9 protein-coding genes are annotated in these 12,007 nt (G+C 70.6%); 6 read left to right on the plus strand and 3 right to left on the minus strand.

What is annotated here, in order from left to right; genetic code table 11:
* Positions 1 to 128: 128 nt before the first annotated feature.
* Positions 129 to 470 (plus strand): hypothetical protein, encoded by a 342-nt coding sequence (locus ACRDUX_RS40620; protein WP_526423177.1) that lies wholly within the window; start codon positions 129 to 131, stop codon positions 468 to 470.
* 24 nt (positions 471 to 494) lie between these two features.
* On the opposite strand, the gene ACRDUX_RS40625 is transcribed toward ACRDUX_RS40620, so the two are convergent.
* On the minus strand, positions 495 to 1,100 hold the full coding sequence (locus ACRDUX_RS40625; RefSeq protein ID WP_526423179.1) for a YqgE/AlgH family protein: 606 nt from the start codon (positions 1,098 to 1,100) through the stop codon (positions 495 to 497).
* 134 nt (positions 1,101 to 1,234) lie between these two features.
* On the opposite strand from ACRDUX_RS40625, the gene ACRDUX_RS40630 reads away from it, so the two are divergent.
* Both ACRDUX_RS40630 and ACRDUX_RS40635 read left to right on the plus strand, forming a co-directional pair.
* Positions 1,235 to 2,518: an MFS transporter gene (locus ACRDUX_RS40630; RefSeq protein WP_526423181.1), complete on the plus strand. Its 1,284-nt coding sequence runs from the start codon at positions 1,235 to 1,237 to the stop codon at positions 2,516 to 2,518.
* A gap of 9 nt (positions 2,519 to 2,527) precedes the next feature.
* Entirely contained in the window at positions 2,528 to 3,313 is a 786-nt protein-coding gene (locus ACRDUX_RS40635; protein ID WP_526423183.1) for a TIGR03084 family metal-binding protein, read from the plus strand.
* 77 nt (positions 3,314 to 3,390) lie between these two features.
* Here ACRDUX_RS40635 and ACRDUX_RS40640 read toward each other — a convergent pair whose 3' ends face one another.
* Both ACRDUX_RS40640 and ACRDUX_RS40645 read right to left on the minus strand, forming a co-directional pair.
* Entirely contained in the window at positions 3,391 to 3,891 is a 501-nt protein-coding gene (locus tag ACRDUX_RS40640) for a pullulanase (RefSeq protein WP_526423184.1), read from the minus strand.
* Positions 3,892 to 3,909: 18 nt separating this feature from the next.
* A complete protein-coding gene (locus ACRDUX_RS40645) occupies positions 3,910 to 5,352 on the minus strand; it encodes a CCA tRNA nucleotidyltransferase (RefSeq protein WP_526423186.1) in 1,443 nt (480 codons plus the stop codon).
* Between the two features lie 109 nt (positions 5,353 to 5,461).
* Between ACRDUX_RS40645 and ACRDUX_RS40650 the strand changes: the two genes are divergently transcribed.
* The 3 genes from ACRDUX_RS40650 to murJ all read left to right on the plus strand — a co-directional run.
* On the plus strand, positions 5,462 to 6,274 hold the full coding sequence (locus ACRDUX_RS40650; RefSeq protein ID WP_526423188.1) for an NUDIX hydrolase: 813 nt from the start codon (positions 5,462 to 5,464) through the stop codon (positions 6,272 to 6,274).
* A complete protein-coding gene (locus ACRDUX_RS40655) occupies positions 6,271 to 8,658 on the plus strand; it encodes a DUF6049 family protein (RefSeq protein ID WP_526423190.1) in 2,388 nt (795 codons plus the stop codon). The genes ACRDUX_RS40650 and ACRDUX_RS40655 overlap by 4 nt, the downstream gene beginning before the upstream one ends.
* Positions 8,659 to 8,690: 32 nt before the next feature.
* A partial coding sequence (gene murJ, locus ACRDUX_RS40660; RefSeq protein ID WP_526423192.1) for a murein biosynthesis integral membrane protein MurJ occupies positions 8,691 to 12,007 on the plus strand: 3,317 nt, incomplete at its 3' end.

The raw sequence follows: 12,007 nt of genomic DNA on the forward strand, positions 1-12,007 counted from the left end.
GCCCCGCCCGCCGCAGCGCCACCAGCGGCCGCCGGACCTGCGGCCCTACCAGCGGCGGCCCAGCCTCTCGGCCTTCCGCGCTAGCCCGGGCCGGGTGGCCCTCAGCCGGGCCTCGTATGGTGAGTCCCATGCTGATCGCTGCCGTGCTGTGCCTGTGCGCTGCCGGGGTGACCGCCGCACTCGGTCTGTGGTCGCTGGCCAGGCCGCAATCGGGCGACGCGGTCCAGCAGGTGCTGCGGGCCGTCGTCCCCACCCAGCTCGCAGCCGCCGCGATGCTGGGCGCCGGTGGAGTGGTCGCCCTAGCCGCCCCACATCAGACGGCGCTGTTGGCGTTGGCGGTCTGCGTCATCGGAGCCGTTGGCACGGTGGCGGCAGGGTGCTACCAGAGCGCAAAGGCGGTGGCCCGGCGCGAAGCCGCCGACACCAGCTGCGAGGGCGCCTGCGCGTCGTGCACGCTGTCGTGCCGCTGACACACTCGTCTCTTGCGGACGCGACTAGTTGCGGCTGACGTCGATCGGGTGGGTCGCCAACAGCGACAGCGGCATCGGTTGGCGCCGCAACACCCGCGACCATAGGTCCACCCGCGGCTCGACCAGGACGTCGGACGGCAACGCCGACAACACGATCCAGTCGTCGCGCTCGATCTCGCCTTCAAGCTGACCGATCGTCCAGCCCGAGTAGCCGGCATAGATGCGCACGCCCTCGACGGCGGGTGCGATCGTGTCAGGGTCGGAGTCGAGGTCGACCATCACGATGCGGCCCTGCACGTGCCGCAGCCCCGGCACGTCACTTGGCTGCAAGCCGGCGCGCACCGTCGCAAGGCACAACGCCGCGTCCCGCTTGACCGGGCCGCCGACGAACATCGTCTTGGGTTTCGTCGCGAGCTTGGTCCACTGCGGCAGCACGTTGTAGACCGCCGTCTCACTCGGCCGGTTCAGCACCACGCCGAGGGTGCCACCGTCGTTGTGCTCGACGATGTAGATCACGCTGCGGCGGAACGTAGGCTCGAGGAGATCGGTGTTGGCAAGCAGCAGCGTTCCGGCTCGTACCCGGTGCGTCGCTGGAGCGATGTGGTCCTCCGGGTCCTCTGACTGCGCCACGCTCCCATCATGTCACCAGCGCGGGTCTTCGGTGGCGAACGGGCACGGCCATGCCGGTGTCTTTTGCGAATCTTTGTAGTGTGGTTTGGACGCCCGATCGGCGCGCCGAACACTTCAACCGACATCGGATCACAGTGCCCAAGCCCCACCCCCGCGTCGCCGTGTGGCACTCGGTGCGCGCACTGCCCGAGTTCCGCAGGCTGTTGGAGCTGCGGGCGGTCAGCCTGTTCGGCGACGGACTCTTCCAGGGCGGGCTCGCCGGGGCGCTGCTGTTCAATCCGGAGCGCGCCGCCAGCCCGTGGGCCGTCGCGGGGGCGTTCGCGGTGTTGTTCCTGCCGTACTCGCTGCTCGGTCCGTTCGCGGGCGCCCTGCTCGACCGCTGGGACCGCAGGCTGGTGCTGATCGCGGCCACCCTCGCCCGACTTGTCCTCATCCTCGGCGTCGCGACGCTACTCGCCGTCGGTGCGGGCGATCTGACGATCCTGTGCGGCGCGCTGATCGTCAACGGGTTCAACCGATTCGTGTCGTCGGGGCTGTCGGCGGCCCTGCCGCACGTCGTTCCCCGTGAGCAGGTGGTGACGTTGAACTCGGTGGCCACCGCGGTCGGAGCGGCGTCGACGTTCCTCGGCGCCAACTTCATGCTGGTCCCGCGCTGGCTCGTCGGGACCGGTGACACCGGTTCTGCCACAGTCATCTTCATCGTCGCCGTGCCGGTGGGACTGGCACTCGTCCTGGCCGCGCGCTTCAAGCCCCGGGTGCTCGGACCGGATGACAGCAAGCGAGCCGTGCACGGCTCGGTGGCCTACGCCGTCGCCACCGGTTGGGACTACGGCATCCGGACGGTGGTCGGGGTGCGGACCGTCGGCGCCACCCTCGCGGGGCTGGCCGCGCACCGCATCGTATTCGGCGTCAACACGCTGCTCGTGCTCGTCATCGTCCGCCACGCGGGCAGCCTGGACGTCGGGGGGCTCGGCACTGCCGTGATCTTCGTCGCCTCGACGGGGCTCGGATCGTTCCTGGCCAACTTCGTGACCCCGCCCGCGGTGCGCCGCTGGGGCCGGTACGCCACCGCCAACGGAGCGCTCGGCCTTGCGGCCCTGATCCAGCTGGGGGCGGCGGGTCTGCACCTGCCGATGATGGTCGCGTGCGGCTTTCTTCTCGGCGTCGCGGGCCAGGTCGTCAAGCTGTGCGCGGACTCGGCCATGCAGATCGACGTCGACGACGCCATGCGCGGACACGTCTTCACCGTCCAGGACTCGGTGTTCTGGCTGTCGTTCGTCACGGCGATCGCGGCCGCGGCGGCGCTGATCCCTGGCGACGGCCACGCGCCGGGACTGGTGATCGCCGGGTCCGTCGTCTATCTGCTCGGGTTCGCGGCCCATGCCGCGATTGGAAGGGGTACCCGCCCGGTCGATTAGGGTGACGCCATGGCTGACGGGAGCGCCCTCGTCGACGGTCTGGTGGCCGACCTGCGGGCCGAGAGCGACGCACTCGACCAACTCGTCGCCGGCCTGGACGCCGACGGTTGGCGGCTCGCGACGCCCGCACCGGGCTGGTCCATCGCCCACCAGATCGCCCACCTGTGGTGGACCGACCGCGTCTCCCTGCTCGCCGTCACCGACGAGGCTGGCTTCGGCGACACCCTCAAGGACGCGGCGAGGAATCCGACCGGCTTCGTCGACGAGGGGGCGGAGCAGCTCGCGACCACTGCGCCCGCAGTGATGCTGGCCGACTGGCGCAGCACGCGCAGGAGCCTGCACGACGAACTGCGCCAGGTCGCCGACGGCAGGAAGCTGCCCTGGTTCGGCCCTCCGATGAGCGCCACGTCGATGGCGACCGCCCGCTTGATGGAGACCTGGGCGCACGGACTCGACGTCGCCGACGCGCTCGGGGTGCGACGGAGCCCGACGGCCCGCTTGCGGCCGATCGCCCACATCGGTGTCCGCACCAGGGACTTCGCGTTCACCGTGCACGGGCGGCCCGTGCCATCGGAGCCCTTCCTGGTCGAGCTCCTGGCGCCGGACGGTTCGACGTGGTCCTGGGGCCCCGCCGACGCCGAGCAACGGGTCACCGGTTCGGCAGAGGACTTCTGCATGCTGGTGACGCAGCGCAGACCGCGCGCCGAACTCGACGTGACGGCCGACGGCGCGGACGCGCAGACGTGGCTGACCATCGCGCAGGCGTTCGCAGGCCCGCCGGGAGCCGGGCGGTAAGTCGGGCACCACACGGGTTGGGCGCGCTCAGTTGCGCGCACCGCAACCACGCGCGCCGAAATCGCTTGGGGCTGGCGCTAGAGCTGGCCGGCCGCGTCCGCCGTCCCGTCCCCGTCGGAGTCGGCCAGCTTGACGTCCCAACGCCCGTCGCCATCGGTGTCGACGTACGCCTCCCCGCCCACGAGCACGCGGTCGGCCAGTCCGTCGCGGTCGACGTCGAGCAAGCGGTCCCCGGCCTGACCGTCACCGTCGAAGTCCACCAGCGGGCCGCCCGTCAGCTCGACCCCGTCGAGCCCGAACCAGCGCACCTGCCCCGAGCGCCCGTCCACGCCGACGGCCCAGGTGCCCGAGCCGTCGTCGGTGAACGACGCCTCGCCCTGGCCGTCGTCGTCCAGATCGAGGATCAGATGGTCGGCGGTCCCGTCGCCGTCGAGATCGGCCATCGCGTCGTCGAGCCGGCCGTCCCCGTCGAAGTCGAGACCGATCGCGTCGAACACACCGTCGTCGTCCGTGTCGAGCGTCAGCTCGGCCGACCACACGACAGCCGTCCCGTCACCGTCCCCCAGGCAGTAGTCCACACCAAGTTGGACGCGGAGCTAGTCCCTGGCGTTCCACCACTTCCGAAGTTCGTCGACGGCGTCGTCGTGCTCGAGGGGCCCACGGTCCAGCCGCAGCTCCTTGAGGTACTTCCACGCCTGCCCGACTTGAGGGCCCGCCGGGATGTCGAGGATCTTCATGATCTCGTTGCCGTCGAGGTCCGGCCTGACCCGCTGCAGGTCCTCCTTGGCCGCGAGCTCGTCGATGCGGTTCTCGAGATCGTCGTAGTTGGCCTGCAGGCGTGCGGCGCGGCGCTTGTTGCGCGTCGTGCAGTCGGCCCGCACCAGCTTGTGCAACCTGTCCAGCAGCGGCCCTGCATCGGTGACGTAACGCCGCACGGCGGAGTCGGTCCACTTGCCGTCCCCGTACCCGTGGAATCGCAGATGCAGGTAGACCAGCTGCGAGACGTCGTCGACCATCTGGTTGGAGTACTTCAGCGCGCGCATGCGCTTGCGCGTCATCTTCGCGCCGACCACCTCGTGGTGGTGGAAGCTCACGCCGCCGTCGTTCTCGTGCTTGCGGGTGGCCGGCTTGCCGACGTCGTGCAGCAGCGCCGCCCACCGAAGCACCAGATCGGGGCCTCCAGAACCTTCCAAGTCGATCGCCTGCCGCAGCACCGTCAGCGAATGCTGGTAGACGTCCTTGTGCTGATGGTGCTCGTCGATCGCCATGCGCATACCGCCCACCTCGGGCAGCACGACGTCACCGAGGCCGGTGCTCACCATCAGGTCGATGCCCGCGACCGGGTCCGCGCCCAGGAGCAACTTGTCCAACTCGGCCGCCACCCGCTCGGCGGTGATGCGGCCGAGTTCCTTGGCCATCCGCCCCATCGCCTCGCGCACCCGAGGCGCGACGTCGAAGCCCAGCTGCGAGACGAACCTTGCCGCGCGCAACATCCGCAGCGGATCGTCGCCGAACGACACCTCCGGCGCCGAAGGCGTATCGAGGAGGCCCGCGCGCAGAGCCACCAATCCACCTTGCGGATCGTGGAATTCACCGAGACCGGCAGGGGTGATCCGCACGGCCATCGCGTTGACGGTGAAGTCCCGTCGCACCAGGTCGTCTTCGAGCCGGTCACCGAAGCGCACCTGCGGATTACGGGACACCTGGTCGTAGGCGTCGGCACGGAACGTCGTGATCTCGATGCGCTGGTTGCCCTTGGTGGCACCGACGGTGCCAAACTGGATGCCCGTGTCCCACAGCCCGTCGGCCCAGCGCCGAATTATCTGCTGCACCCTGTCGGGGCGGGCGTCGGTGGTGAAGTCCAAGTCCGGTTCGTCCAGCCGGTCCAGCAGCGCATCGCGAACACTGCCCCCGACCAGGTACAGCTCGTGGCCCGCGTCAGCGAACAATGCGCCAAGCCCGCTGAGGACGGCGGTATGTGGCGTCAAGGCCTTCGCGGCAGCCAGCAGTTCGGCGTCGGTACTGGGATCGTGCGGCACGTTCGATGAGCCTAGCGGGCCTCACGGGTGCGTAACGACCCGGCGACAAGCCGACCACGCCGGCGACTACCCGGGGGGAGGAACCGAACTGGCAGCTACTATCGCTTGGGTGTCGGAGGGCGAACGAGCCAAACCACGACGGCGCCGAGGACGGCGCCGTGGCCGACGCTCTGCCGGTCCGCCGGAAGCCAGTACGCCGAACCCTCCGAACCCCACCGCCGCACCGCGGCCCGGCCCCAGTCCCGGCCACGCCTCCGACTCCGCTTCCAACGCCGTCGCCGCCTCCCGCCCGGCCACCCAGGACCAACAGGGCCGTCGCGGGCCCGAGCGTCTCCGGACCGTTCACGAGACCTCTGCCGGAGGTCTCGTCATCGACGGCATCGACGGTCCCAAGGACGGGCAGGTTGCGGCCCTCATCGGCCGCGTCGACCGGCGCGGTCGCATGCTGTGGTCACTGCCCAAGGGGCACATCGAACAGGGTGAGACCGCCGAGCAGACCGCCATCCGCGAGGTCGCCGAGGAGACCGGCATCCAGGGCAGCGTGCTGGCCGCGCTGGGCAGCATCGACTACTGGTTCGTGACCGAGGGCCGACGCGTCCACAAGACCGTGCACCATTACCTCATGCGATTCCTCGACGGCGAGCTGTCCGACGAGGACGTCGAGGTGACCGAAGTGGCGTGGGTGCCGCTCGAGGACCTTCCGTCGCGGCTGGCCTACGCCGATGAACGCAAGCTCGCCGAGGTGGCAGGCCGGTTGATCGACAAACTTCAGACCGACGGCCCCGGGTCGCTTCCGCCCCTTCCGCACAGCTCGCCGCGCCGCCGACCCCAGACGCATTCGCACACGCGCAACCGTCGAGCAGACGACTCTGCGAAACCGCAACCTGGCCGGCGGGCGAACGGCTGCGGCCCAGGCCCATGAGGTGGCAGGCGGCTTGGATCAACGGGTCGCGCTTGCTGGCTGCCGTCGCGCTGGTGACGATGATCGTCATCCCCGCCGTCGTGCCGCGGGCCGCGGCAGGCGAGCCGGGAGCGCGGCCCTTCCTGCAGCTCCACATCGATCAGATCACCCCCGAGACGGTCACCACGACGAGTGAACCGGTCGTGACCGTCGCCGGCACCGTGACCAACGTCGGCGACCGTCCCGTGCGCGACGTGATGGTGCGTCTCGAACACGCTCCTGCCGTCGCCTCGTCCACCGGGCTGCGCACCGACCTGAAGGGCGGCGTCGAGCAGTACGAGGCCGTCGCGGACTTCGTCACCGTCGCACCGGAGCTCGCCCAGGGCCAACACGTGCCGTTCACGCTCTCCTACCCGGTGCGCTCGGTCGACCTGCCTTCACTGCGGATCGACCAACCCGGCGTCTACCCCGCCCTGGTCAACGTCAACGGCACGCCCGACTACGGCGCACCCGCCCGCCTGGACGACGCCCGGTTCCTGCTGCCCGTCCTCGGCGTGCCTCCCGATCCGTCGACCGACAACGCCGACTCGGTCACCGCGGTCGTGGCCCCCGACACCTCCCAGCCCGTGCGCGTGACGATGCTGTGGCCGCTGGCGGACAGGCCACGTCTGGCCGCGGGCGTGCCGGGCGGCAGCACACCGGTGCGCCTCATCGACGACGAGCTGGCGTCGTCCCTGGCCGCGGGCGGACGCCTCGACACGCTGCTGGCCGCTGCGGACTTCGCGACCAGCCCCACCGTCGACCCGGACGGCCAGACGCGCAGTGCGTTCTGCCTCGCCGTCGACCCCGACCTGTTGGTCACCGTCAACGCCATGACGGCCGGTTACGCCGTCAACGACGACCCTGCGGGCGGAATGAACTCGCCGACGCATCCCGGCACGGGCCAGGACGCGGCGATCAACTGGCTCGGCAGGCTCAGGGCGCTCGCCCAGCGCACGTGCGTGACGCCGACGGTCTATGCGCAGGCAGACCTCGGAGCTCTGGCCCGGGTCGGCGACGCGGGGCTGTCCCAGGTCGCGATCCACGTCGCGGGCGACATCGTCGACCGGATCCTCGGCAGCGTCTCGATCCGTGGTGTGACCATCGTCGGCGATGGACCCCTCACCGGATCGGCGGTGCAACTCCTGGCCGCACATGGCCCGACCGTCGCGATCGCCGCAGGCGAGTCCGTCGCCCAGGACGCGACGTCGGGTGAGGCCACGCCCACCGACCTCAACCCGCGGCGATACGCCGCCAACGTCGTCGCGGCACCGTTCGACCCCGCCGTGGGCGCGGCGCTCGCCGGTGCAGGCACGATGCCCGTCACGCCCTCGTATCTCGATGCCTCCCTTGGCGTTCCACTCACCCACGACTCCCCCGCTGCGCGCCGCGAGGACGCCGTGTCCGCCCTTCTGTGGCGCGCCTTGGCGCCCCAGACCGAGCCGCGCGCCGAGATCTTCGTGCCACCGCTGACGTGGAACCTGCCGCCGGACGACGCCCAGACGATCCTCACGACGCTGGCCTCGTCCATCCGGTCCGGCCTCGCCGTGCCGCGCCCGCTTACCGCGGTGGTCGCGGAGGGCAACGCCGTTCCCCCTGCCGACGTGCAACCTCTGCCCGCCGACACCCTCGGCAACCCGCGCTCCTACATCGATGCCGGCGTCACCGCAGGCATCGCGAACGGAACCGGCAGGCTGTGGGGGCTCACCGCCGCGCTGACCGTCGACCCGCGCACGGGCCTGACCGGGACGCAGTACACCGCGCCGCTGCGCGAAGACATGCTGCGGGCACTCAGCCAGTCGGTGCCACCGGATTCCCGCAACGGGCTGGCGATGCAGCGCGTCGGCGTGGTCGCCACCACCGTCGACGACCTGCTCCGCGCCGTCACGATCGTCAACCCTGGCGGCTCGTACACGCTGGCCACCGAACGCAGTCCCCTGCCGCTGGTCCTGCGCAACGACCTTCCGGTGTCCATCCGCGTGCGGCTCGACGTCGACGCGCCGCCGGGGATGACCGTCACGGACCCCGGCGAGGTCGAGCTGCCACCGGGATTCCTCCCCCTTCGCGTACCGATCGAGGTGCACTTCACCCAGCGCGTCGCCGTCGACGTCGCTCTGCGCACCGCCGACGGTCTTGCGCTCGGCGACCCGGTGAGGCTGTCGGTGCACTCCAACGCCTACGGCAAGGTGCTGTTCTTCATCACGCTGTCCGCGGGCGCCGTGCTGGTGCTGCTCGCAGGACGCCGGTTGTGGCACCGCTTCCGAGGGCAGCCCGACAGGGCCGACCTCGACCGTCCCCCGCGCCGCGGGGGCACCAGACCCGACCCGCTCGACGTCGCGCTGGCCCACACGCCGGACGAGAAGTGAGCGCGATCCGGCCGCCGGGCCCGCCTCAGGGAATGTCTGCGATGGCGCCGCAACCCCCGCGCGCGCCCCGACCACCGCGGACGCCTCCGAACGCGCCCGCGCGGATCCCTCAGGGTGCCGCGCCACGACGGCGCGCTGGCAAGCCGGAACTGACCGACGCCGCGGTGGTCTCACGTTCGTGGGGCATGGCGCTGGCGACGCTGGTCAGCCGCATCACCGGCTTCTTCCGGATCGTGCTGCTGGCCGCGATCCTCGGTGCGGCGCTGTCCAGTTCGTTCTCCGTGGCCAACCAGTTGCCCAATCTCATCGCCGCCCTGGTACTCGAGGCGACGTTCACCGCGATCTTCGTCCCCGTCCTGGCCCGCGCCGAGCGCGACGACGCCGACGGCGGGACCGCGTTCGTGCGACGCCTCCTCACGTTGGCGACCGCGCTGTTACTCGTCGCCACGGTGATCTCGGTGGCTGCCGCGCCGTTGCTCGTCCACCTGATGCTCGGCGACGACCCCCTGGTCAACCGGTCGCTCACCACCGCGTTCGCCTACCTGCTGCTGCCGCAGATCATCTTCTACGGCCTCTCCTCGGTGTTCATGGCAATCCTGAACACCCGCAACGTGTTCGGGCCGCCGGCGTGGGCGCCCGTCGTCAACAACGTGGTGGCGATCGCCACGCTCGGCGCGTATCTCCTGGTGCCAGGCGAACTTTCGCTGAACCCCGTCGCGATGGGCAACTCGAAGCTGCTGGTGCTTGGCATCGGCACCACGCTCGGCGTCGTCGCCCAGACCGCGGTCCTCTTCGTCGCCATCCGACGCGAGCACGTCAGCCTGCGACCCCTGTGGGGCCTGGACGCCCGGATCAAGAGGTTCGGGACGATGGCCGGCGCCATGGTGCTCTACGTCCTGATCAGCCAAGCCGGTCTGATCGTCGGCAACCAGATCGCAAGTACCGCCGCCGCTTCCGGCCCGGCGATCTACAACTACACGTGGCTCGTTCTGATGCTGCCGTTCGGCATGATCGGCGTCACGGTGCTGACGGTGGTGATGCCGCGGCTGTCTCGCAACGCCGCAGCCGACGACCAGCCCGCGGTGCTCGCCGATCTGTCCTTCGCGACGCGGTTGACGATGGTGACACTCATTCCCGTCGTAGCCTTCATGACCGTCGCGGGCCCCGCGATCGGCAGCGCGCTGTTCGCGTACGGCAACTTCGGCGCGGTGGACGCCGGCTACCTGGGCATGGCGATCACGCTGTCGGCCTTCACCCTGATTCCGTACTCGTTGGTGCTGCTGCAGCTGCGGGTGTTCTACGCCCGCGAACAGCCATGGACCCCGATCCTGCTGATCCTGGTCATCACGGCGGTCAAGGTCATCGCGTCACTGGCAGCGCCACACATGACCGACGAGCCCGAACTCGTCGCGGCGTACCTCGGCATGGCGAACGGTCTCGGCTTCCTCGCCGGCGCAGCGGTCGGCCACGTGGTGCTGCGGGCCAACCTCAAGCCGCCGGGCGGGCGGCTGATCGGGCTCGACGTGCTGCGCACGATCCTGGTGACGCTGTCCGCGTCGTTGTTCGCCGGACTCATCGCGCACGTCGCGGACGAGTTACTCGGCCTCGAGTCGCTCACCGATGGCGGCGGCGGAGCCGGTTCGATTCTGCGGCTGCTGATCCTCGGGCTGATCATGCTCCCGATCATCGTCGGGGTCCTGCTCGCCGCTCGCGTTCCCGACGCGCAAGCCGCAGCGGCGGCGGTCCGGCGGCGCCTCGGCCGTGGTCGGTCAGCCCAGCGCGTTGCCGGTCCGCACGGGACGAGGGTTGCCGACCGACCACGGCCGGGTAAGCCCCTCACGTACGCTGATCAGAGCAATTCGCATCCGTTACGGCCGCGTCAAAACGTCCCGGCCCGGCGGGGCGGACCTCCGGCAGGGGTTGCCGGAGTCGGGTATCGGGAGGGACCAGCGGTGGCCGACGAATCCGCGGGAAGTTCCGCGCCGGGCTCCGACGTCGGTGGCGCGACCACCCGCATCCCGCGTCAGAACGCAGACGACTTCCGGCCCGACGTCCCCGGCGACTCGCACCTGCCCCCCTCCGGCCGCCCGCCGGCGGACTACGGCGGCGACCCCACCCGTGAACCCCTCGCCTACGGGTTGCCGAACGAGCCGGCGATCGAAGCCGCCACCGGCGACGACGACGTCCACCTCATGCCCGGCGCCACGATCGCCGGCGGCCGCTACCGCCTGCTGGTGTTCCACGGCGGGCCTCCACACCTCCAGTTCTGGCACGCCATGGACACCGCCCTCGACCGCCAGGTGGCGCTGACGTTCATCGATCCCGACGCCGTGCTCCCCGACGACGAACTGGCCGAGATCCTGTCCAGGACGATGCGGCTGAGCTCGATCGACGTGCCCGGTGTGGCCCGCATTCTCGACGTCGCCCACACGGGCTCGGGCGGTCTAGTGGTGGCGGAATGGATCCGCGGCGGCTCGCTGGCTGAGGTCGCCGAGACGGCGCCGTCGGCCATCGGCGGTGCGCGCGCCATCCAATCGCTCGCCGCGGCGGCGGAGGTTGCGCACCGATCCGGTGTTGCACTCTCGATCGATCATCCAGGCCGGGTGCGCGTCAGCGTCGAAGGCGACGTCGCGCTCGCCTTCCCGGCCACCTTGCCCTCGGCGACGCCCGAGGACGACATCAGGGGCATCGGCGCGGCGTTGTACGCGCTGCTGGTCAACCGTTGGCCGCTGCCCGAGTCGGGGGTGCGCAGCGGCATGGCGGCCGCCGACCTCGACCCGGCGGGCGAACCCGTTGAACCCCGCGTCGTCGACAGGACCATCCCGTTCCAGATCTCCGCGGCTGCCGTCCGCGCGGTTCAGGAGAACGGCGGGATCCGCTCCGCACCGACCCTGCTGAATCTCCTGCAGCAGGCCACCGCCGTCGCCGACCGCACCGAGCTGCTCTCGCCGATCGACGAGCCCCCGGCTCCGCGGGACCGCTACCGAGTCGATGACGACGCCGAGGCTAAGGCCAAGCGCAAGAAGGGGATTCTGATCGGCGCCGTGGTCGCGGGCTCGATCCTGGTGGTCGCCCTCATCGTGCTGGCGACGGTCCTTCGAGGTGTCTTCAGTGACGTCGGCGGACCGCTCGACAAGGACGAACTCGGCCTCAACGCTCCATCGAGCACGAGCGGCGACAACCCGACGACGACTGGCAACAGCGTGAAACCCGTCAAGGCGACGGTGTTCTCGCCAGGCGGCGAGGCCGACAACCCGGGCGATGCGGGTCAGGCCATCGACGGCAGCCCGGCGACGGCGTGGTCGACCGACACCTACAGCGACTCGGTTCCCTTCCCCAACTTCAAGAG

Origin of the sequence: Mycobacterium sp. (assembly GCF_050701675.1) — a bacterium.
In the GTDB taxonomy this organism is placed as follows: Bacteria; Actinomycetota; Actinomycetes; order Mycobacteriales; family Mycobacteriaceae; genus Mycobacterium.

Excerpts from the sequence above, each read along its gene's own strand:
- ACRDUX_RS40620 (WP_526423177.1), top strand. The coding sequence starts at position 129 with ATGCTGATCGCTGCCGTGCTGTGCCTGTGCGCTGCCGGGGTGACCGCC.
- ACRDUX_RS40655 (WP_526423190.1), top strand. The coding sequence starts at position 6,271 with ATGAGGTGGCAGGCGGCTTGGATCAACGGGTCGCGCTTGCTGGCTGCC.
- ACRDUX_RS40635 (WP_526423183.1), top strand. The coding sequence starts at position 2,528 with ATGGCTGACGGGAGCGCCCTCGTCGACGGTCTGGTGGCCGACCTGCGG.